Raw genomic sequence first — 20,157 nt, 5'->3', positions numbered from 1 at the left:
GCGGGGGATTAGCCGGTTCCTATCGTGAATCGCATCATCAGCGATGGCGGTCAGCGGAACACGCGCTGACGGTCGGAAGTGCCCCGAAAGAGAATCAGCATGGACACGAATCCGCCTCGCACGGAGCCTGGAAGCGCGCCCATGGCCTGTGCGGTCCGGCAGCTCGCGCGATCGGCCAATCCGTTCCCGCGCAAGGAAATCGCACGGGACGCGCAGGGTATACCGCGCTACACGAACCTGCCCGCCACGTTGGTGGAGATGCTCACGCATCAGGTGCACCGCCGAGGCGACGCCGAGGCCGTGGCCGAGATCGGCGGTGCGCGAATGACTTACGCCCAGTTGTGGGATCGCGCGGCGCGGGTCGCGGGCGGTCTGCGCTCGCTGGGGGTGGGTCGGGGAGATCGGGTGGCCATCCGGTATCCCGCCGGTGTGGACTGGGTGCTCGCCTTCTGGGGCACCGTGTTCGCGGGCGGTATCGCGGTGGCGGTGAACACCCGCTCGGCGCCACCGGAGGTGGCCTTCGTGCTCGGTGACGCCGACGTGAAAGTCGCTCTGGCAGTGGAGAATCCGTTGCCCGACGGCGAACCCTACGTCATCGAGGATTCGCGCGCCGACGATGTCGCGGTGCTGTTCTACACCTCCGGGACCACGGGCAGGCCCAAAGGCGTCCCGACAACCCACGAAGCTTTGCTCACCAATGCCGAGAACATGACCCGATGCCTGGGCCTGTCCCGCGAGCAGGGGCCGGACCTGCGGACGCTGATCTGCGTCCCGCTGTTCCACGTCACCGCCTGCAACTCGCAGCTAATGGTGGCCGCCTACATCGGTGGCACCGCGGTGATCCAGCCGAGTCTGAACCTGCCCGTGCTGATCGAGGCGCTGGTCGCGGAACGGATTTCGTTCCTGGTGAGTGTTCCCGCGGTCTACGCGCTGCTGCTGCGACACCCCGGCTTCGCCGACGCCGACGTGACCGCGGTCCGCAGGCTCGGCTACGGCGGCGCCCCCATCACCCCCGAGCTGGTGCGCGCGCTGAAGGCCGCGTTCCCGCACGCCACCGTGTTCAACGGCTACGGCATGACCGAAACCGCATCGTTGATCACCGTGCTGCCCGATCAGGACGCGGTCGAGCACGCCGATTCCGTCGGCTATGCCGTGCCCTCGGTCGATTTGGGCATTCTCTCCTTCGACGGCGATCCCGATGTGGGAGAGCTGGTGGTCCGCGGCGCGAATGTGACCGCCGGATACTGGCGCCGCGCCGACGCCACCGCCGACACCATCCTCGACGGTTGGCTGCGCACCGGCGATGTGGTCCGGGTAGACGAGGCCGGTCGCGTCCACCTCGTGGATCGGATCAAGGACATCATCAACCGTGGTGGCGAGAACATTTCGAGTGTCGCCGTCGAGACGGTGCTGCTCGCCGCTCCCGGTGTGAACGATGCCGCCGTGCTGGCCGTCCCCGACGAGGTGATGGGGGAGAAGGTCGGCGCTGTGCTCTACAGCGAGCGACCCGACCTGGACATCGCCGGCGTCATCGCGCACTGCCGCGAGCGGCTCGCCGACTTCGAGGTTCCCCAGTACGTCACGGTCCGCGCCGAGCCGTTGCCGCGCAACGCCGGAGGCAAGCTCCTCAAGGGCGAGCTGCGCCGACAGGTGCGGTGGGGCAAATGACCGGATTCGATCTCACCGGCCGCACCGCCATCGTCACCGGCGCGTCCCGCGGCATCGGACTGGCGATCGCGCAGGCGATCGCCGCGGCGGGTGGCAATGTCGTGATCACCTCGCGCGCACAGGAATCCGCGGATGCGGCCGCCGCCGAGGTGCCCGGCAGCGTGATCGGCGTCGCCGCACACGCCATCGACGAGGACGCGGCCCGACGGTGCATCGATACCGCGCTCGAAAGATTCGGCGGCATCGACATCCTCGTCAACAACGCCGGAACCAATCCTGCCTTCGGGCCGGTCACCACCCAGGACTACGCCCGGTTCACCAAGACCTTCGGCGTGAATCTCTGGGCCCCGATCCTGTGGACTTCCCTCGCCACCCGCGCGTGGATGGGCGAACACGGCGGCTCGGTGATCAACATCGCCTCCATTGGAGGTCTCGGATTCGAGCCCGATCTCGGGCTCTACAACGCCTCGAAGGCCGCCCTGATCCACCTCACCAAGCAACTGGCACTGGAACTTTCACCGGTGGTGCGGGTCAATGCGGTGGCACCGGGCGTCGTGCGGACACGACTGGCCGAGGCACTGTGGAAAGCCCATGAGACCGAGCTGAACTCCGCCACGGCCCTGGCCCGGATCGGCGAGCCCGCCGATGTGGGCGCCGCGGTCGCCTTTCTCGCCTCGGACGCGGCGAGCTGGGTCACCGGGGAAACCCTCGTCATCGACGGCGGGCAGCGTCTCGGCGACGCGAACCTGTTCCGAGGCAAGGGAATCGGCGATGACTGAGCACAGCAATCCCGTCGGTGTCGACCCGGTCGAGGTGCAGCGGTGGCTGGCCGACCTGGGAATCCCGGCCACGGCACCGCTGCGATTCCAGCGGATCGGCCTGGGCCAATCCAACCTCACCTACCTGGTCACCGACGCCACCGGCGCCGCATGGGTATTGCGCAGGCCTCCGCTCGGCCGCATTCTGGCCTCGGCACACGATGTGGCCCGCGAGGCACGGATCATGGAAGCCTTGGCGGACACCGAGGTTCGCGTTCCCCGCATCTTCGGTGTCCGATCCGATTCCTTGCAGGTGCCGTTGGTCCTCATGGAATTCGTCGACGGCATCACCATCGACACGATGGACCGCGCGCACGCACTGACACCACTGCAACGCCACGCCATCGCCTCGACGCTGCCGGGCACCCTCGCCGCCGTGCACGCGGTCGATCTGGAGACGACCGGACTTCGCGACCTCGCCAGCCACAAGCCGTATGCGCCACGCCAACTCAGCCGCTGGGCACGGCAACTGGAACAGTCCAGGACCCGCGAACTACCCGAACTGGACCACCTCACCGGCCGCCTGTCCGCCGCGATGCCCGAGCAGCGGGAACTGACCCTGGTGCACGGTGACTTCCATCTGCGAAACCTGATCTTCTCCCGGCGCGCGAACGAGGTCGTCGCCACGCTCGACTGGGAACTGGCCACTCTGGGCGATCCACTCGCCGACATGGGTACCTTGCTCACCTACTGGCCGGAGCCCGGCGAAACAACGGGCGGCGACTTCGCGCCGTCGACCTTGGAAGGTTTCCCCTCCCGGGCGGAGATGGCCGAGCTGTTCCTATCCACGACCGGCCGCGACCCCTCCGCGCTCGCCTACTGGCACGTTCTCGGACTGTGGAAACTCGCCATCATCGGTGAAGGCGTGCGGCGCAGGGCACTCGACGAACCGCACAACGAAGGCGCCGCGGGCATCCCCACCGCGGCCCGCATCGACGCGGTGGTGGACAAGGCGCTGGACATCGCGAACTCGGCCGGAATCTAGACGGGCCTTCGGTGCATGAACAGACACGAGATCGAAGTCTTGGAATTCGCCACCGAGTGGGCGCCCTACGGTGGCAATGACGCGGAGGCGTTCGTGCGATTCGGGTTGCCCCCGAAGGAATTCCACATGAGACTGCTGCGTCTGTTGGGGTCCCCCGCTGCCCGAGCACTCGGTCATGCGACCGTCGCGCGGCTGCGCGACCAGTGCAGAGAACGCATCATCGGCTCTCGCTCCTGAATTGTTGTGACCCGTGCTGAACGGGCCGCAGCCCGTTCAGCACAGCCATCTCGGAAGCTGGCACCACCCGAGAACATTTCACCGACTTCCTCATTGCCATGGTTCTCACCACCACCCGAATCCAAACCGCCCTAGGACAGCAAAATCACCCCTGAACAGCGCGGCATTGGCAACAGCGCGCACTCGAGCCCGCCAGAGGGTGCTGGATAGCTGTTTGCCTCGAGCTGGGATGTCATTGATAGCGGATTGGTCTCTCAGATGGGCACGCACGAAAGCCGGCATCGGGTGCTCATTCCTGCCTGCCGTATCCACGTCGTCAGAGGCCGAAAAGGTTCAACGAGGGCGAACCTGGCTACGCTGGGGTGATCAGCCGACCGAAATGCCGGCCCAGAAAGGCTTGTTTCCGACCGGGCGTCCTACGAGTTCGCCCTCACGTTCGCGGCCGAGTTATGGGCCGGGTCAGTTCTCGTGTTTGATTTGTATTACTTCCTTGCCTTCACTCTTGGCGACTTCCATCTTGTCGATGGCCGCGATCAGCCCTCGATGGAACTGCTCCTCGGTGATGTCGGGGCCGTACTTGTCATAGAGTTCGATCCCGGCCCTCATCATGATCCGGTCTGCCTCGTCGGTACGGCCCGCCACGGCGGCCGTTCCCCCCTCGAGCAGGGTGTCGGACTCGAATCCTGCTGCCCGACCGACGAATCCGTAGTGGACATTCGAATAGATGTCGTAAAACACCTGCCGATCGGTGCCAGGCTGTTGGAAGTAGAAGTCGTGTTCGAGGCCGAAACGGTCGCGCAGCTTGGGCTTGTGATCCCAGTCCCCGATTCCGATGGCGTCCTCCCCGGGGAATTTCTCCGCGGGAGCGACCTTCCAAGCCCACAGCGCAAGTGCTGCGGCAACCTCAACACCGGAAAAGCCCCTCTCCCACCACTCCGGCTCGAGCAGTGATCGAATCGTCTTGACGGTATCGGAGTCGATGTTGCGCTTGATCTCTTCGAAAATGTAGCGCTCCGCATCCATGAAGCGTTTCTCGTCTGTGGTTTCACTTCGGCCGATCGCCTCGTACCATCCCTGCATCGACTCACCGAGGGTCGACAGATCCTGCTGAAGACGCTGATCTTCGGTTGCCACCGCATGGGCGGCGGTAAGGATCCGACGCTCCCATTCGGCCCTGGCCGATTCCGATTCCGGCGTCGGATCACTGCCTGGCGGGTGGGAGACGAACAGTAACTGTGAGACCGAAAAGCCCGCGGCCTCGGCAGATGCGATACTCTGCTGAGCGGTCTTCAGCGGTGTGCTGACATCCCAGTACCCCTGTTCGAGACGACTCGCCGATTCTTCCAAGATGTCGGCCATCGAGTAGGCCGTCTTGCGGTCACGGACAGCACGGGTGTGCGCGGCTTCGGCGGCCACCCCCTGCCAATCGGGTGCGGTGACGATGGTGACATAGCGTTGGAACAGGTTCTCGATCTGCGGACCGAGGCGCTTGAACCCGTTGGCGGTATCCAGCAAGGGCTGGGCGTCGTAGCTTTCGAGTTCGCTTTTGTGCAGCGTCATCTCAGGATCCCCAATTGCCGGAGGCCTTGGTATATGTCGCGGCCAGCGTCGCCGCATTGGTGTCTTCGGCCTTCCGGAACTCGACTGTGACCGCGTGCATGAGTTCCCCGATCTCGCCAAGCCGTCTGGACACCCCCGTAATCAAGCTGTCTTGAACACCGAATGCCAGCCTGCGTGCCTCGTAGACCGAAGCCAGAACCGGATCCCGAAAGCCAAAGCCGTGCTTCGTCTCGAATCCTATGGGAAAGAGCGCATCTATCGGCACGCTGTCGGTCGCCTTCAACCGGGACGCCTCACCGCTCAAGGCGTGCAGCGCTTTCGACATAGCGCGCAGCTTTTCCAGATCGACTTGCAACGTCATCGACCATCCCCCTCGAACGCCGTGGCGCGAGCCGTTAGGACAGAGCCACTTTCGAACAGAATCTCACACCTGACCAGCCACAGGAACCGATTCGATCGATAAACCGCGACCGGTTATGCGACATCCGATTCTTCACAAACCGCCCTGTCGCCCACCTCGGCGACGATATGGCATTCGACCCACGCGCACGGGCGCCGGTGACACTACTTCCACAACCGCACCGTCGTGTCGAAACTGCCAGTGGCGAGCAGGGTGCCAGCGGGGTCGAACGCCACCGACAACACTCCGTCGGTGTGGCCGGTGAGGGGTTGCCCGACGGGCTGGCGCGATGCCACGTCCCACAGTCGCGTCTTGTCGAGACTGCCGGTAGCGAGCAGGGTACCTGCCGGGTTGAACGCCACCGACCACACCAGGTCGGTGTGGCCGAGGGGTTGCCCGACGAGCTCGCGGGATGCCACGTCCCACAACCGCACCGTCGTGTCGAGACTGCCGGTGGCGAGCAGGGTGCCGGTTGGGTTGAACGCCACCGACACCACCTCGTTGGTGTGGCCGGTGAGGGGTTGTCCGATGAGTTCGCGGGATGTCACGTCCCACAGTCGCACCGTCTGGTCCGAGCTGCCGGTGGCGAGCAGAGTGCCGTCCCGGTTGAACGCCACCGAGAGCACCCAGCTGGTGTGGCCGAGGGGTTGTCCGATGAGTTCGCGGGATGCCACGTCCCACAACCGCACCGTCTTGTCGTAGCTGCCGGTGGCGAGCAGGGTGCCGGTTGGGCTGAATGCCACCGACACCACTCCGTTGGTGTGGCCGGTGAGGGGTTGTCCGATGAGTTCGCGGGATGTCACGTCCCACAGTCGCACCGTCTGGTCGTAACTGCCGGTGGCGAGCAGGGTGCCGGTTGGGTTGAACGCCACCGACTCCACATCGCCGGTGTGGCCGGTGAGGGGTTGTCCGACGAGCTGGCGGGATGTCACGTCCCACAGTCGTGCCGTCTTGTCCGAGCTGCCGGTGGCGAGCAGGGTACCGGCCGGGTTGAACGCCACCGAGTACACCTTGCCGGTGTGGCCGGTGAGGACCGCAGCGGTGGTCCAGGCGAGCTGGGCGGGTGTTGACGGTGAAGCGCTGGTTCCGACGGGCTGGTTGGGAGTAGTCGGTGATCGGAGTGCGGTGATCCCGGCTGCGGTCGCTGCGGTGAGAGGTATAGCGATCGCTGCGCCGGTCAGCACCCGCCGCCGCCCGATCCGGCGGCGGAGGTCCGGTGCCGGCCTGCCGGGTTCACGGTCCTCGATCGGTTCCAGAGCAGGCGAGTGATGCGGGTGGTCCCCAGAAGCGGGCCCCCCGGGTGAGACGGCTGGTGTGATGGGAGCGGGTGGTGCGGGGGTGTCGTCGCGCCCGGCCCCCGGTATGGTCGCGGCCGGGGTGGTGGGAGGTTGTGGTTGCCCGAACAGGCGCAGGTCTGCGGCGATGTCGATGTTGCGGCGCTGGGGACGGGGGTACCCGGCGAGGTGCAGGTGCCTGGCGGTTTCCCGGTAGAGCTCGTCGAGGGTGCTGGCGGGTGCCGCGGCGGCGACAGCGAGGAAGGCGCCGGTGAACGCGGTGTTGCGATGATCGGCCGGTGCGAAGGACGGCTCGTTCGCTGAGGACGACGTGATCGTGTACGTCCCGCGGATATCGGTCTGCCCGGCGACCAGGCCGGGCACGTCGGCCATGGCTTCGAACGCGCGCCCGGCGAAGCAGCAGTCCAGGATCAGGACCCGGACGCGGGCAGGGCTGTCGAGGATTTCCTCCCGCAACGTCTCGAACGGCACCGCCGTCCAGCGTACGTCGGCTGGGTCGCTGCCGGGCACGGCCAGGTGCAGCCGACCGCGGCGGTCGAGCAGGCCATGGCCGGTGTAGTACACCAGCAGCAGTCCGCTGGCCCCGCGCGCGGCCCGGCCGACCTCGTTCCCGACGCCGGTACGGTCGGGGTCGAGCACGGTGACACACTGCCCGGTGGTGAACGCGGCACCGGGTCTGGTGAGGACATCGGCGAGGTCGGTGACGTTCGCGGTGGCGGCCGGGATCGCGGCCAGGTGTGTGTAGCGGGCCGTGCCGATCAGCACGGCCCGGGAATTTTCCGCGCCGCCGCCGCCGGTCACTGCCCGGTACTCGGTGGGTCGAGCAGTGCCCACAATTCGTGCAGCACTTGCGGGGAATCGACTCGGGTGGCATCGATTTCGATGTGAGTGCCGTCGTGACGTGTGAGAGTGAGTTTCACGTCCGAGCGGCGGTGGGTCAGCCACGTCGTCAACGACCTCGCCAGTGCCGTGCCGAATCCGCTGGCGCCGAGGGTCACCACGAGCACTTCATACATCCCGCCGCTCATCTGTCCCGCGCCGACACGCGCCGGGTCCGGTCCCACCCGGCCGCGCAGAGCCTCGTCGTGACCGAACCACTCCAGCAGTGCGAGCAACTCGTCCGGGCCACCATCGACCCGGATCGTCAACTTCGAATTCCCCTCTGACACCAGCACATTCTGCCCCACCAGCACCTCGGCCGCCCCGCGATCCGACAACGGCACCCGGCCTACATTACGCGATGCCAACCGCAGAAAGGCCGCGTCGCTCGGCGCTGTCGCGGATGAACCCGTCGGTGGCCGAGTCGGTCGGCGTGGTCGACGAATTGGTCTCGAGTGTTGAGGAATTGGTGCCTGCGGCCAAAGCGTGGATCAAGGCCGACCCGGACAAGAACGCGCAGCCACCGTCGCCGAATTGTCGGCGAATCCGGTTGTGCTGGAGGCGGTTCAGTCCGGCATCGACGCCGCCAACGCCACCCTGTCCCGGGTAGAGCAGATCACCGTCCTCCCGGAGATCTGGGAGCCGGGCGGCGACTACCTCACGCCCACGACGAAATTGAAACCTGCTCTTGGCTGCCAGAACCGAACTGCCGGCATGGTTGCCCATGTTTTGTGTTTCCTAGGGGCTCGGACCAGGGCAACCGTTTGACCTGCACGTTTCGGTTCTGCTCGCGATCCGGAAGCCGGATGCACGGATCCTGAAATCCCATTGACCTGCGAAAACGTTGTCGCAGATTGTGCCCTCGGCGGGGCACATCGAACATGGGAACGGGGACGACCTGCGGTTTTCGGGTGGGCGGTTGGTGATCGAAGCGGATTATCGGTTATAGACGGGTGGTGCCATCGTCTTGCTGGGCCGCTTGCCATCGCGCGATCTCGTCTCTACTCCGGCCGGATAGCGCTCGTCGAGTCCGCGCGTTGCCTCCGCGGCGGCGGCATCGGGTGTGGTCGGCAGGTGACGTCGTGGTCGGCGGCAGACGTAGATGAACGCCGGAGGCAGGTTCGCCCACACGGTGCGGCGAGGCATAACCTCCTCGAAGTGGTCGGTGAGGCTGCGCCGCAGACGGCGTGCCGGTGGCATCCACTGCGTCGAGGTGTAGGCGAAGGTGGTGAACGCCCCGTCCGGGGCGAGGCCGTCGACGATCGCGTTGAGCAGGCTGTCTTGGTGGCCGGGCGCGAACGCGGCCCAGGGGAGACCGCTGACGATCACGTCCGCCTGGCGGTGGCCGTTCGCGGTCATGATCGTCGTCAGGTTCCGCGCGTCACCGGCGGCCACTGTGACTTGCGGGAACTCCGCTGCCAGACGATATGCGAAGCGGTCGTTGAGCTCGATGGCGAGGTGGTGGCCGCGCCCCGCCAAACGGTGCTGGATTGCGGCGGTGAAGGAACCGGTGCCCGGGCCGAGTTCGAGGACCATCGGTGCACCGGACAGCGGTATCGGCGAGGTGACGGCCGCCGCCAGAGCTGCACTGCTGGGGGCGATGGCGGCGACGGTGCGTGGGGCGCGCAGGAATTCGCGTAGGAATCCGGGGCGGGGACCAACGGTCATCGGATATCTCCTGGGTTCGAATCCGGTTGCGGCCTCAGGATTTCCGCAGCTGTGGAGTCACCGCTCTACCGCAGGGGAACGTCACTCCGGTGAGTTCCTCGGAGACGGTCCACAGCCGCTGCTGGACGGCCTGGTCGTGGGAGTCGGGGCTGGAGGTGACCAGCTTGGGGTAGCCACGGATCTCGCCGAGGTTGCCGGGGCCGTAGTACTGGCCACCGGCGGCGGCCGGGTCGGTGGCGGCGCGCAGGGTGGGCAGGGCGCCCATCTCGGGCTTCTGGGTGAGCAGCGGCGCGAGCCAGGTGAGGGGCACGCGGAACGCGGGGGGTGAGTTGCGGGTGAGTTCGGTGTCGGACAGGCCGGGATGGGCGGCGACCGCGACGGTGGTGCCGTGCGGTGCGAGCCGGCGCTGTAGTTCGTAGGTGAACATCAGGTTGGCGAGTTTGGACTGGCCGTAGGCGGCGGCGCGGCTATATGAGCGCTCCCATTGCAGGTCGTCGAAGTGAATGGCGGCCCGGATGCGATGGCCGGTGCTGCTGACCGTCACAACGCGGGAGCCGGGAACGGGCAGCATCAGGTCCAGCAGTAGGCCGGTGAGGGCGAAGTGGCCCAGATGGTTGGTGCCGAACTGCAGCTCGAAGCCGTCGGCGGTGGTCTGCTTCGGGGTGTACATCACGCCCGCGTTGTTGATCAGGAGGTCGATGCGCGGGTGAGTGGCGCGCAGGTCGGCCGCCGCGGACCGGATCGAGTCCAGGGAGGTCAGGTCGAGGGCCTGGACGGTGACGTCGCCGGTGATGCGGGCGGCCGCCTGCCTGCCCTTCTCGATGTTGCGGACGGCCAGGACCACCGCCGCCCCGTGTGCGGCGAGCATCCGGGCGGTCTCGAAGCCCAGCCCGGTGTTGGCGCCGGTCACGATCGCCACCCGGCCGTGCTGGTCGGGGATGTTTTGCTCGGTCCAGTTGCCGCTCATGACGTACTCCTTATTAAGAACCATCGGTCTTTTATAAAGGTCAAACATAAAAGACCGCCGGTCTCCTGTCAAGGGACCGGCGGTCTTTAAGCTAGGGTGAGGGCGTGACATTTCAGCGGGCGCGCAGCGAGGAGCAACGCGAGATCCGCCGCCGGGCGATCCTGGACACCGCGGCGAAGATGCTCGACGAGATGCCCGTGGCCGAGGTGAGCCTCAACGAGCTCAGTCGGCGGGTGGGCCTGGCCAAGTCGAACGTCCTGCGGTATTTCGAGTCGCGCGAGGCCGTGCTGCTCGAACTGCTGGACGACTTCCTGGGGAGCTGGCTCGCCGAACTGGCGGAGGAGCTTGCCGAGGGCATCGAGGCGCACGCGACGCCGGAGGTGCGGGCTGGCCAGCTGGCCGAGATCCTCAGCCGTTCACTAGCGGATCAGGTGGTCCTGTGCGACCTCTTCGGCGCACAAGGCAACGTCCTCGAGCACAACGTCTCGGTCGAGGTGGTCAAGCGGCACAAGCGGTCCTCCCTCGCGAGGCTCGCGGCCATGACCGAGCTCATGCGCCGCCACGTGCCCGAACTCGGCGACGACGCGCAGCTGTTCTGCCTGATGAGCCTGGTCTCAGCGGGTGCCCTGTCGGCGTACGTCCCGCCGCCGCCCAGCCTCCTCGCCGCCTACGCAGACGAGCCCGCCCTCGGTGTGCTTCACCTGGACCTGCGCGACGCCCTGCGATCCTCCTTCACCTCGACGCTTCTGGGCGTGCTGCCGCGCACTTGAACCGCACGCTGCATCGGGCGTTGGTGGCGGCGGGAGAGCCGGTGACCACCTACATCGGTCACCGGCGGCTGGAACTGGCGACGCTCGCTCTCACGGAGGCATCCGACCGGACAAGCGTCCCGGAACTCGCGGCGTATCGGCAGTTCGCGGACAGCAGGCGAAAGGCGAGGCCGGACTCGATCACTACCAGGCCCGCACTTGGGCGGCCCGGTTTGCCCGCAGAACTTCTGTCAACTCGACTGCCGCAGCGTATTGCACCGGGCTCGGCGCCGCAGCGGAGGGCACGAGCGCATCCCGGCACCCGATCCGGGGGCCACCTGACCAACGTGCTCCCGTACCGCGCGACGCACGACCGAGCCGGCCGCGAGCTCCCGAAAGATCAATGGGCAGAGATCATCTCGGTGCAGAGAACGCACGGACATGCCGCTGAGCGGGCGATCAGTGGACTTGTTACAAAACAACAACATTGAGCCGCTTCCGGCTCTACTCACCTGCGCTGTGCTGCTTCCGTTGCACCTGGCTCGGAGGCATTCGCGGTGAGGACAGTTCTACGAGCGAAGATCGGTAGTCGGCGAATTGCGTGGGAGGGGTGCGCCGACCTATTGCCGGAGCGATAGTCGGCGCACCACCGGTGTGGTGGGGCGGGCGCTCAGATGTTGAATCGGCCGGCGAATGCGCGTAGTGGCAGGTCGGCGCTGGTGATGATGCCGGGTCGGGCGGCGACGACGGATTTGATGGAGTTCACGGCGGGCAGTCCGGTGACGGTCATGCCGATGGAGGCGAAGTTCTCCGGGTTCGACAGGTCGAATCCTTTGCGCGGGAAGATCATGTGTTTGCTGTAGATGTTGGGGTCGCCGGTCGCCTGGTATTTGATGTAGTTGGCGCCGAGTGAGCCTTTGGGCATGAAGTACCAGCCCATGTAGAGCGAGTCCGGGATCGTCGGCTCATCGACCGGGCGGCCGTAACCGACGGCCTTCCAGGTGTCGACCGAGTGGTGGCAGGACACGTCGACCGATTCGGTGGTGGTGATGTTCTCGATCTCGGAAACGTCCGGGTAACCGGATCGCGCGCGATATCGGCGCGACATGGGGAGTGATCAAGTACCAGTTCGGCGACATCGACGGCTTGTGGGCTGCGGTGCTGCGCTATATGGCCGACAAGCGTGGCGATCTGCCTGCGGGCTCACCACGCGGCCACCAGTAACAGCACTGCCGCTGCCGCGGTGAGCACCACGACGCGCCACAACACGGCCCACCCGTTCATCGCCTTGCGCACCGTCTCACCGATCTGCGACCACATCACCGGCCCTTGTGTACATGCGGAACCTCCATTATTTCGGGCATAGGACATCACCGCGCGACGCCGAACGACGACCGGAACCCCTGAACGAGGTAAACAGCTGGAACAAGTGATTCGTCTACTGCTGCCGGGCGTGCGTCAGGAGTGGTCGACTGATCCACACGTGGGGGCGTACGGTCGCTGTCCCTGAGCCCTCACGGACGAACGCGGATGATCGTCTTCCCGTTGATTCGCTCGGTTGGGTTGAAGGCAGCGACGGCATCGTCGAGGGTCGCAACGTGGCCGATGTTCGTCCGCAGCCGTCCATCCCGCATCCGCCGGGCGATCTGCCCCAGTTGGGCGCGATCGGGCACGACAACGAAGTCGACCGCTAGGCCCTCGGCCGGCCGTGCCTCGGGCGGCCCGGCCACGGTCACGAGTGTTCCTCCGGCACGAACCAGACCTGCAGACCGCTTCCCGATGTCTGCGCCGAAGACATCGAACACCAGATCGACTCCGCCGACATCTTTCAGGGCGTCGTTCTCGAGGTCGACGAACTCCTGCGCGCCGAAGTCGAGCGCCGGCTGACGGTGGGCAGCGCGTCCGGTACCGATGACGTATGCGCCGTACTCGCGTGCGAGCTGTGTCGCCATCGAACCGACTGCGCCCGCCGCGCCGTGCACGAGGACACTCTGACCCGCCTGAAGACGTCCATGATCGAACAGTCCTTGCCACGCGGTCAGGCCCGGCATCGCCACGCTCGCGCCCACCGTGAAGTCGAGGTCGCCCGGCAGCGGCGCAAGGTTACGCGCCTCGACGACAACGTACTCTGCCAGCGTGCCGTCGCGGGTCCAGTCCGTAAGGCCGAACACCCGCTGTCCCACCGACAGCCCCGCCGTTCCATAGCTGAGAGCGGTGACCACTCCAGCCAGCTCGTGTCCGGGGATCGACGGCGTCCGGTCACGGCCGAGGCGATCGATCCAGGTCGACGGCCACTCCAGCTCATTCCCGGTGAATCCCGACGCATGAACTTCAACGACGACATCGCCGTAATTCGCGCCTTCGAGACCGGCGAGCTTGGCCGCGTCCGGCTCGGGCCGCTCCGTGAGCGTCATCCCCGCAGTTCCTGCGGCCCGGTCCGTCACCACGATCGCTTTCATGTGACTCCCCTTTCTCTATGACACTCCTCGCCTATCCCTGTTGCGCGTGATGGGATCTCCGTTGTCTGGGTGTTCTTTTATGGGCGAATCCGGATGATCGTCTTGCCCTTGACCCGCTCGGTCGGGTTGAAAGCGGAAACGGCGTGGTCGAGGTTCGCGACCTGGCCGATGTTCGTGCGCAGGCGTCCGTCCCGGACCCGCTGGACTACCTCACCCAGCTGTGCGCGATCGGCCTCGACGACGAAATCAACCGCCAGGCCGTCCTTCGGCTGCGCCTCAGGTGGGCCGGCGATTGTCACTAGCATCCCTCCCGATCGAACCAGACCCGCCGACCGCCTCCCGATGTCGCCACCGATCACGTCGAAAACCAGGTCGACGCGACCAGCGTTTTCCAGCGCATCATTGTCGAGATCGACAAACTCCTGCGCGCCGAAGTCGAGCGCCGCCTGCCGGTCGCCAGCGCGTCCGGTACCGATGACGTATGCGCCGGCCTCGCGAGCCAGCTGCGTCACCATCGAGCCGACGCCACCAGCCGCGCCGTGCACGAGGACGGTCTGCCCCACCTGGAACCGGCCATGCACGAACAGCCCCTGCCATGCGGTCATACCCGAAATCGGCAGGCTCGCACCCACCGTGAAGTCGACAGTGCCCGGCAGCGGCGCGAGGTTACGCGCCTCGATGGCCACGTACTCCGCCAGGGTGCCGTCGCGCGTCCAGTCCGCGAGCCCGAACACCCGCTGTCCCACCGACAGCCCTCTCGTGCCATAGCCGAGAGCGCTGACCACTCCGGCCACCTCGTGGCCCGGGATCGACGGTGTGCGGTCACGGCCGAGGCGATCGGTCCAGGTTCCGGGCCACGTCAGCTCGCCCGGGGTGAATCCCGACGCGTGAACCTCAACGAGGACGTCGTTCCCCGCGGCCTCCGGCTCCGGACGCTCGGCCAGCGTCATCCCGGCCGTCCCCGTGGCCTGATCCGTCACCACAATCGCCTTCATCCGACACCTCCCTGGAGTGTTCCCGACTTCGTGGACACAATTGAAGCGGCCAATTCGGTGATTTCCCTGACCTGCAGTGCTCTTTCCGGGATGGTCTGACGGTGTGTGGTGCGATCAGCTCGGTGATGTACCTTCATGCGGGCGGCAGCGGGACACGCAGGTGGACCGTGCCGCGCAGGTCCAGCCATGCGGCGTCGGGGGCCCGTACGAACCGGAGGATCACCGCACCGCAGCTCGGGCAGCGGGCAACCAGGCCCGGGGCGCGCGCGTACACGCGCAGATCGGCGACGAGGGCCGTGTGCCCGCAGTTGGCGCAGCGCCCGGAGGCCGTGGTGACGTCCGCGGTGAACAGTTCACCGAAGGGGCCGGCGAGAGCGTTTCCGTCCTCGTACTCTGCGTTGTCTTGTGGGTCCATGTCAGCTTCCTGTGGGGCCGAAGCGTTCGGTTCTGATCTGGCGGGGGTTGTGGCCCAGGGCCACCAGCTGGGCCGCGGCGGTCTCGACGAAGCCAGTTGGCCCGCAGACTAAACAAACCGGCTCGAACTCCGGTGGCCAGCCATAGGTCTGCAGGTCCGCGAGTTGCAAGCGCTTGGCGGGTCTCGGCCAGCTCTCAGGCGTGTGCCGGGTGTACAGGTGGGTGACGTCCAGGCCGCCGTCACCGGGCTGCGGGATGCGCAGTTCGCAGGTGTAGTACCGGTCCTCGGGGGTGCGGACCGAGTAGATCAGCCGGAAGGGGGTGCGGCTGCCGAGGCTGCGGCGCGTGCGGATCATGGCCATCAACGGGACGATCCCCGATCCGCCGCCCACCAGCAGCACCGGGCGGATGTCGGCCGGGCGCCAGACGAACCAGCCGCCCACCGGCCCCCGGATCTCCACCAGGTCACCGATCTCCATCACATCGGCCAGGTACGGCGAGACCTCCCCGTCGGCCACACGCTGCACCGTCAGCTCGATCCGGTCGCCGTCGGGTGCCGAAGCCAGTGAGTAGCTGCGCTGGGTGCTGTAGCCATCCTCGGCGGTCAGCCGTACATCCACGTGCTGACCGGCCAGGTGCCCGGACCAGCCGGGCACATCGAAGACCAGCGTTCGGGCCGAAAGCGTCTCATCGCGCAGACCGACCAACCGGGCGGCCTGCCAGATCAGGGGAGCCTTCAGTCGCCCTGGTACCGCTGCTCGCGCCACGGATCACCATAGTCGTGGTAGCCGGCGCTCTCCCAGAACCCCGGCTCGTCCTCGGTCAGCAGCTGCATCCCGTTCACCCACTTGGCCGACTTCCACAGGTATAGATGCGGCACCAGCAGCCGGGCCGGGCCGCCGTGCACCGGAGCGAGTTCCTCGCCCTGGTACTGGTAGGCGATCCACGCGCCGCCGTTTAGCAGGTCCTCGAGCGGCAGATTCGTCGTGTAGTCGCCGTAGGAGTGGACCAGCGCGAAATCGGCCGCCGTCTCCACCCCGGCGAACAACGTGTCCATCGACACCCCTTGCCAGTCGGTGCCCAGCTTCGACCATTTGGTCACGCAGTGCAGGTCTACTGTCGGCCGCTCGCTCGGCAGCGCCAACAGGTCCTGCCACGTCCAGCGGTGGCGTGTCCCGCTCTCGGTTGTGATGGTGAACTCCCACTCTTCCGGTGCGATGCTCGGCGTGGGACCGGCTGACAGCACCGGAAAGTCGTCGGTGAGATATTGCCCGGGAGGCAGTTTTACATCCGCTGGACGCGTCCGGCCGTGAAAGCCTCGCGAAATGATTCCCATGAATCTGCCCCATTCCTCAGAGGAATACGACACCGACGCCTCAAGGAGCGACATCTCCATTATGGGAGACGCGAGCGGAAATCGCTCGTTGTTGGGCTGGTTTGCCGCGCCTCAAATTAGGCGGGCAAGTTAGTCGTGACTTGTTTATTGTGAGTTGAAGGGTTTGTTGATCTGACACGATCCTTAACGCACGAATGGAGCAAACCCGCAGGTGGCGGTGCACGGCCAGGACAGGGTATCCAGGCTATGCCCGGACCCGAATTTGGGGGCATAAATGCCACAGTTAGGTGTCCGGAGGGGTATCGACCAGTACGCCAACCTCCTGCAATACCGAAAATTGCTGGTCATCGGCAAATAGCAGGTGGCGTGACGGTTCTGGTCCGGTTGCCGCACGTTCGTGCCTGCGGCAGGATTCGAACAACATGGGAACGGGTCCGACCGTGGGTGAGCGTGGGCTGCGGCACGGACGGCCGGAGTGGGCGCCGACCGTGCGCATGGAGGCTGAATCCAGGGGCATTTTGGTGCAGCGGGTGGCTGTGGTGCAGGGCTGGTTTCTGGCAGCGCCGCATCCCAAGGAGCGGTCATGGGCATGACCGCCGCACAGACGGCCTACTTTTCGGTGAGTGACCTGAGCGATGCGCGGGGCCGTGGCCACGCACGGGTCTACGAGGCGCGGACCAGGCAGGGAGAACGGGCCCTGCAGGCAGAAATCGATCTCGGATGTGCTGAGGAGGGCAGAGGGTTGGCCGGTCGCCCGCCAGGCGAGATGGTGGTCCGGGCCGACTACACGGTGGTGATGAACCCGCCGTCGATGGTCATGTCGGCGCCGGTGATGTTGGCTGCCCGGTCCGAGACGAGGAACAAGGCCAGATCCGCGACCTCGTCGGGGGTAGTGAATCGTCCGCTCGGTGTGTCCGCCACTGCTTGGTCTGCCACCGCTCGGGCGCTGCTGCCGCTGGCCTTCGCGACCGTCTCGGCAACTCCTCCGCTGCCGAGCCACAGGTCCGTGAGCACCGGCCCCGCACTGATCGAATTCGCCCGAATGCCCTGCGGGCCGAACTCTTTCGACAGCGCCTTGGTGAGGTTGGTGAGCGCCGCCTTGACCGCGCAGTAATCGACCACACCGGGGTCCGGGAAGAAGGCGTTGACGGACCCGATCATGACGATCGCGCCACCACCCCGGCGCAGCAATTCCGGGATCGCCGAGCGGGTGGTGCGCACGGCCGCCATCATTCCCAATGCCCACGACGATTCCCAGTCTTCGTCGGTGACGGTGGTGAATCCACCGGGTCTCGGGGTGACCGCCCCGGCGTTGTTGATCAGGATGTCCGTTCCTCCCAGTCGGGAGGCGGCCGCGACCAGCTCTGCAGGAGCCTCGGTGCCGGCGAGGTCGCCCGGTACGAATGTCGCCTTCCCGTTGGACTGGGGCTCGGCGATGCGATCGCTCTTGGTGCGTGCTCCCGCAACCACGTGTGCACCGGCGTCGGTGAGGTGCTCGGTGATCGCGAGCCCGATGCCTGGGCCGGCGCCGGTGACGACCGCGATCTTTCCGTCGAGATGCAGGTCCATGGTCACTCTCCCTTGACGGAGTGAGAACCGACTCCAGCACGACCGATGACCGCACCGTCGGCACAGACCGCCTATCCACCAGCCTGCAACGTAACGGCGAAATCGCCCGAGCTCACCCCGAGTGGGTGCCGGGAGGGGAGCACGGGCAACTGGGCGTGCCCCTGGGGTAGTGGCGAGTTCAGACAGTCATCGACTCTTGTCTGAGCTTGTGCCGAGCGGTTTGATCGGAAGTGGGCCCGGTCGCTGGTTCAGCCAGCAGCCGCAAGGAACCGGGGCTCGGAATGAGCGGTCGTGACCGCCACATCCGCCTATGCTCGCGAGCACTTTTGGACCGGGTCGCTCGGTCGGCGACCGGCTGGTTTTCGCATGTGGAAGCGCTTGATCCCAGTAGCACCCGACACGGACAGCGAGGATGAAGATGCCCACTCATCAAGCAGTACACGTCGCTTCGGCAGGGGAGAAGTTGACCCTCGTCGACGTCGAAACCCGCTCACCCAACCCCGGTCAAGCCCGAATCGCGGTGTCCGCGTGTGGAATCTGCGGAACCGATCACGGCTTCGTCAACGGTGGATTCCCCGGGATGACCTGGCCCGTGACCCCGGGCCACGAAATCGCCGGAATCATTGCCGAGCTCGGCGCCGGTGTGGATGGCTTCGGTGTCGGGGACCGCGTCGCGGTGGGATGGTTCGGCGGTCACTGCAACCGGTGCGTTCCCTGCCGTCAGGGTGTCTTCATCCACTGCGAAAATCTGCAGGTTCCGAGCTGGCATTATCCAGGTGGGTACGCCGAGTCGGTCACGGTTCCGGTCAATGCCCTCGCCCGCATCCCGGACGAGCTTTCCTTCACCGAGGCCGCGCCGATGAGCTGCGCCGGAGTCACCACCTTCGACGCCCTCCGCAAGACCCATGCGCTGCCTGGTGATCGGGTCGCGGTCCTGGGCATCGGCGGTCTCGGCCACCTCGGGATTCAGTTCTCCCGCGCGATGGGGTTCGAGACCATCGCGATCGCCCGCGGAACTGGCAAGCGCGACGACGCTCTGGCGCTCGGGGCCCACCACTATGTGGACTCCACCGATGGCGACGTCGGCGACGCACTGCGAGGGCTCGGCGGGGTGTCCGTTGTGCTGGCAACCGCCGCGAACTCGGCAGCGATGGCCGCCACGATCGGCGGCCTGCGCCCGCAAGGCGAACTCATACTGATCGGCGCTGCCACAGAACCGCTCCCGATCAGTCCCCTGCAGCTGATCCTGCCCGGATACAGCGTGATCGGGCACCCCGCGGGGACCGCCCGCGACGTAGAAGAGGCGATGCAGTTCGCCGTCCTCACTGGCGTCCGGGCCCGCACCGAGGAGCGTCCCTTGGCCGATGCCGCCCAGGCATACACGAACGCGGACGAAGGCCGAGCTCGCTACCGCATGGTCCTCACTATGTGATCCTGCTCCCCGCTCTACCGCCAGGCGCGAAATGCACCGGTCGTGGCGGTGTCTGCTTCGCTTCGAACACCAACAGCGGTTTGCCCCCATGTTCGGGGGCTTCGGCCAAATACACCGCTTCGCTGAACTTTTCGAGGGGAATCGGCCGTCCCTCGGGCACGCTCATGCCTGCGGGAACACGCCAGACCTGCCCGGCCTCGGCAACGACATACTCCTGCCACGTGCCCGGGACTCCGATTGTGATGACGCGTTGCCCCGGTGCTCAAACCATCTGTGCCGCTACCGAGTTCGTCGATCACACCCACGGATTCGATTCCTGGTGTGATGGGAACTCTGGAGTGAATCCGTACCTGCCCCGGATGGTATGCAGATCGTTGGCATGGACAGCTACAGCCGTCACCCGGATCCGGACCTCGCCGGGCCGGGCTCCGGAATCGGGCGGCCCCGCAGGTTCAGGACCTCGGACGGTTCGCCCAATGTATCGGCGACGAGAGACCGCATGGTTGTCATCTTCCTGGCGTTCCTTCCGTTGATCCAGATCTCACAAGTGCGGCGCGCATGGCCTCGACCGCGCCGTTCGACAGTCGAGACTGGAATCAGCGCGGCCCGGGTTCAGTCCCTATCAGCTGCAATGCTGCCACCGCTGGAAGCCGTCTAGCGGGACACTGGCGGCCGCGGCGTGCGCGACGAGGGTGTCCTGGCTCCCGCCCGGTGACCCGCACCGTG

Annotated in this window: 20 protein-coding genes and 2 pseudogenes; 8 read left to right on the top strand and 14 right to left on the bottom strand. The window is 66.3% G+C overall.

What is annotated here, in order from left to right:
- The first annotated feature begins 141 nt into the window (after window positions 1-141).
- Genes ACHQ4I_RS04475 through ACHQ4I_RS04460 form a run of 4 tightly spaced genes read left to right on the top strand, consistent with a single transcriptional unit; the run spans window position 142 to window position 3,708 of the window.
- The gene (locus ACHQ4I_RS04475) at window positions 142-1,668 is read left to right on the top strand and encodes a class I adenylate-forming enzyme family protein (RefSeq protein WP_420770385.1); all 1,527 of its coding nucleotides are present in this window, start codon (window positions 142-144) and stop codon (window positions 1,666-1,668) included.
- Window positions 1,665-2,447 carry an SDR family oxidoreductase gene (locus tag ACHQ4I_RS04470; RefSeq protein ID WP_420770384.1) on the top strand — a complete coding sequence of 261 codons (783 nt, stop codon included), beginning with the start codon at window positions 1,665-1,667 and terminating at the stop codon, window positions 2,445-2,447. The genes ACHQ4I_RS04475 and ACHQ4I_RS04470 overlap by 4 nt, the downstream gene beginning before the upstream one ends.
- Window positions 2,440-3,471 carry a phosphotransferase family protein gene (locus tag ACHQ4I_RS04465; protein WP_420770383.1) on the top strand — a complete coding sequence of 344 codons (1,032 nt, stop codon included), beginning with the start codon at window positions 2,440-2,442 and terminating at the stop codon, window positions 3,469-3,471. The genes ACHQ4I_RS04470 and ACHQ4I_RS04465 overlap by 8 nt, the downstream gene beginning before the upstream one ends.
- Before the next feature lie 15 nt (window positions 3,472-3,486).
- Window positions 3,487-3,708 carry a DUF3263 domain-containing protein gene (locus ACHQ4I_RS04460; protein ID WP_420770382.1) on the top strand — a complete coding sequence of 74 codons (222 nt, stop codon included), beginning with the start codon at window positions 3,487-3,489 and terminating at the stop codon, window positions 3,706-3,708.
- A gap of 459 nt (window positions 3,709-4,167) precedes the next feature.
- Here ACHQ4I_RS04460 and ACHQ4I_RS04455 read toward each other — a convergent pair whose 3' ends face one another.
- The 7 genes from ACHQ4I_RS04455 to ACHQ4I_RS04425 form a co-directional block, all read right to left on the bottom strand.
- Window positions 4,168-5,268, bottom strand: coding sequence for a polymorphic toxin type 44 domain-containing protein (locus ACHQ4I_RS04455; RefSeq protein WP_420770381.1), 1,101 nt, complete (start codon window positions 5,266-5,268; stop codon window positions 4,168-4,170).
- Between the two features lies 1 nt (window position 5,269).
- Entirely contained in the window at window positions 5,270-5,629 is a 360-nt protein-coding gene (locus ACHQ4I_RS04450; RefSeq protein WP_420770380.1) for a hypothetical protein, read from the bottom strand.
- A gap of 203 nt (window positions 5,630-5,832) precedes the next feature.
- On the bottom strand, window positions 5,833-7,797 hold the full coding sequence (locus tag ACHQ4I_RS04445) for a caspase, EACC1-associated type (RefSeq protein ID WP_420770379.1): 1,965 nt from the start codon (window positions 7,795-7,797) through the stop codon (window positions 5,833-5,835).
- Window positions 7,761-8,186, bottom strand: a complete 426-nt coding sequence (locus ACHQ4I_RS04440) for an effector-associated constant component EACC1 (protein WP_420770378.1) — start codon at window positions 8,184-8,186, stop codon at window positions 7,761-7,763. Before ACHQ4I_RS04440 ends, ACHQ4I_RS04445 begins: the two co-directional genes overlap by 37 nt.
- A 10-nt stretch (window positions 8,187-8,196) precedes the next feature.
- On the bottom strand, window positions 8,197-8,568 hold the full coding sequence (locus ACHQ4I_RS04435) for a hypothetical protein (RefSeq protein WP_420770846.1): 372 nt from the start codon (window positions 8,566-8,568) through the stop codon (window positions 8,197-8,199).
- Between the two features lie 210 nt (window positions 8,569-8,778).
- Window positions 8,779-9,510, bottom strand: a complete 732-nt coding sequence (locus ACHQ4I_RS04430) for a class I SAM-dependent methyltransferase (RefSeq protein ID WP_420770377.1) — start codon at window positions 9,508-9,510, stop codon at window positions 8,779-8,781.
- A gap of 34 nt (window positions 9,511-9,544) precedes the next feature.
- Entirely contained in the window at window positions 9,545-10,477 is a 933-nt protein-coding gene (locus ACHQ4I_RS04425) for an SDR family NAD(P)-dependent oxidoreductase (RefSeq protein WP_420770376.1), read from the bottom strand.
- Window positions 10,478-10,581: 104 nt separating this feature from the next.
- On the opposite strand from ACHQ4I_RS04425, the gene ACHQ4I_RS04420 reads away from it, so the two are divergent.
- Window positions 10,582-11,247, top strand: coding sequence for a TetR/AcrR family transcriptional regulator (locus ACHQ4I_RS04420; RefSeq protein ID WP_420770375.1), 666 nt, complete (start codon window positions 10,582-10,584; stop codon window positions 11,245-11,247).
- A 649-nt stretch (window positions 11,248-11,896) separates the two neighbouring features.
- Here the strand turns inward: ACHQ4I_RS04420 and ACHQ4I_RS04415 are convergent.
- Window positions 11,897-12,298: pseudogene (locus ACHQ4I_RS04415) on the bottom strand (dihydrodipicolinate reductase); the annotation flags it as partial.
- A gap of 2 nt (window positions 12,299-12,300) precedes the next feature.
- Between ACHQ4I_RS04415 and ACHQ4I_RS04410 the strand changes: the two are divergent.
- Window positions 12,301-12,441: pseudogene (locus ACHQ4I_RS04410) on the top strand (TetR/AcrR family transcriptional regulator); the annotation flags it as partial.
- A 299-nt stretch (window positions 12,442-12,740) separates the two neighbouring features.
- On the opposite strand, the gene ACHQ4I_RS04405 reads toward ACHQ4I_RS04410, so the two are convergent.
- From ACHQ4I_RS04405 to ACHQ4I_RS04385, 5 genes are all read right to left on the bottom strand, one after another.
- Entirely contained in the window at window positions 12,741-13,685 is a 945-nt protein-coding gene (locus ACHQ4I_RS04405) for an NADP-dependent oxidoreductase (RefSeq protein WP_420770374.1), read from the bottom strand.
- A 77-nt stretch (window positions 13,686-13,762) separates the two neighbouring features.
- Window positions 13,763-14,680, bottom strand: a complete 918-nt coding sequence (locus ACHQ4I_RS04400) for an NADP-dependent oxidoreductase (protein ID WP_420770373.1) — start codon at window positions 14,678-14,680, stop codon at window positions 13,763-13,765.
- Window positions 14,681-14,813: 133 nt separating this feature from the next.
- Complete coding sequence (locus ACHQ4I_RS04395; protein WP_420770372.1) at window positions 14,814-15,095, bottom strand: DUF6510 family protein; 282 nt, start codon at window positions 15,093-15,095, stop codon at window positions 14,814-14,816.
- Window position 15,096: 1 nt separating this feature from the next.
- Window positions 15,097-15,861, bottom strand: coding sequence for a ferredoxin reductase (locus ACHQ4I_RS04390; protein ID WP_420770371.1), 765 nt, complete (start codon window positions 15,859-15,861; stop codon window positions 15,097-15,099).
- On the bottom strand, window positions 15,831-16,430 hold the full coding sequence (locus ACHQ4I_RS04385; RefSeq protein ID WP_420770370.1) for a molybdopterin-dependent oxidoreductase: 600 nt from the start codon (window positions 16,428-16,430) through the stop codon (window positions 15,831-15,833). Before ACHQ4I_RS04385 ends, ACHQ4I_RS04390 begins: the two co-directional genes overlap by 31 nt.
- Window positions 16,431-16,852: 422 nt before the next feature.
- Between ACHQ4I_RS04385 and ACHQ4I_RS04380 the strand changes: the two genes are divergently transcribed.
- Entirely contained in the window at window positions 16,853-17,023 is a 171-nt protein-coding gene (locus ACHQ4I_RS04380; protein ID WP_420770369.1) for a hypothetical protein, read from the top strand.
- A gap of 190 nt (window positions 17,024-17,213) precedes the next feature.
- On the opposite strand, the gene ACHQ4I_RS04375 is transcribed toward ACHQ4I_RS04380, so the two are convergent.
- Window positions 17,214-17,999, bottom strand: coding sequence for an SDR family NAD(P)-dependent oxidoreductase (locus ACHQ4I_RS04375; protein WP_420770368.1), 786 nt, complete (start codon window positions 17,997-17,999; stop codon window positions 17,214-17,216).
- 418 nt (window positions 18,000-18,417) lie between these two features.
- Here ACHQ4I_RS04375 and ACHQ4I_RS04370 point away from each other — a divergent pair, with 418 nt between their 5' ends.
- Window positions 18,418-19,431: an alcohol dehydrogenase catalytic domain-containing protein gene (locus tag ACHQ4I_RS04370; RefSeq protein ID WP_420770367.1), complete on the top strand. Its 1,014-nt coding sequence runs from the start codon at window positions 18,418-18,420 to the stop codon at window positions 19,429-19,431.
- Window positions 19,432-20,157: the final 726 nt, after the last annotated feature.

This window comes from Nocardia nepalensis (assembly GCF_048910785.1).
GTDB lineage: Bacteria > Actinomycetota > Actinomycetes > Mycobacteriales > Mycobacteriaceae > Nocardia > Nocardia nepalensis.
Note: the sequence above shows the minus strand (reverse complement) of the source record. Positions and strands in the feature narration are given on the sequence as shown.

Bases quoted from the DNA above. Each gene is read 5' to 3' on its own strand.
- ACHQ4I_RS04425 (WP_420770376.1), bottom strand. From the start codon at position 10,477: ATGAGCGGCAACTGGACCGAGCAAAACATCCCCGACCAGCACGGCCGG.
- ACHQ4I_RS04435 (WP_420770846.1), bottom strand. From the start codon at position 8,568: ATGGGCAACCATGCCGGCAGTTCGGTTCTGGCAGCCAAGAGCAGGTTT.
- ACHQ4I_RS04400 (WP_420770373.1), bottom strand. From the start codon at position 14,680: ATGAAGGCGATTGTGGTGACGGATCAGGCCACGGGGACGGCCGGGATG.
- ACHQ4I_RS04460 (WP_420770382.1), top strand. From the start codon at position 3,487: ATGAACAGACACGAGATCGAAGTCTTGGAATTCGCCACCGAGTGGGCG.
- ACHQ4I_RS04475 (WP_420770385.1), top strand. From the start codon at position 142: ATGGCCTGTGCGGTCCGGCAGCTCGCGCGATCGGCCAATCCGTTCCCG.
- ACHQ4I_RS04385 (WP_420770370.1), bottom strand. From the start codon at position 16,430: ATGGGAATCATTTCGCGAGGCTTTCACGGCCGGACGCGTCCAGCGGAT.
- ACHQ4I_RS04430 (WP_420770377.1), bottom strand. From the start codon at position 9,510: ATGACCGTTGGTCCCCGCCCCGGATTCCTACGCGAATTCCTGCGCGCC.
- ACHQ4I_RS04370 (WP_420770367.1), top strand. From the start codon at position 18,418: ATGCCCACTCATCAAGCAGTACACGTCGCTTCGGCAGGGGAGAAGTTG.
- ACHQ4I_RS04455 (WP_420770381.1), bottom strand. From the start codon at position 5,268: ATGACGCTGCACAAAAGCGAACTCGAAAGCTACGACGCCCAGCCCTTG.
- ACHQ4I_RS04465 (WP_420770383.1), top strand. From the start codon at position 2,440: ATGACTGAGCACAGCAATCCCGTCGGTGTCGACCCGGTCGAGGTGCAG.
- ACHQ4I_RS04380 (WP_420770369.1), top strand. From the start codon at position 16,853: ATGGGAACGGGTCCGACCGTGGGTGAGCGTGGGCTGCGGCACGGACGG.
- ACHQ4I_RS04375 (WP_420770368.1), bottom strand. From the start codon at position 17,999: ATGGACCTGCATCTCGACGGAAAGATCGCGGTCGTCACCGGCGCCGGC.
- ACHQ4I_RS04395 (WP_420770372.1), bottom strand. From the start codon at position 15,095: ATGGACCCACAAGACAACGCAGAGTACGAGGACGGAAACGCTCTCGCC.
- ACHQ4I_RS04470 (WP_420770384.1), top strand. From the start codon at position 1,665: ATGACCGGATTCGATCTCACCGGCCGCACCGCCATCGTCACCGGCGCG.
- ACHQ4I_RS04405 (WP_420770374.1), bottom strand. From the start codon at position 13,685: ATGAAAGCGATCGTGGTGACGGACCGGGCCGCAGGAACTGCGGGGATG.
- ACHQ4I_RS04450 (WP_420770380.1), bottom strand. From the start codon at position 5,629: ATGACGTTGCAAGTCGATCTGGAAAAGCTGCGCGCTATGTCGAAAGCG.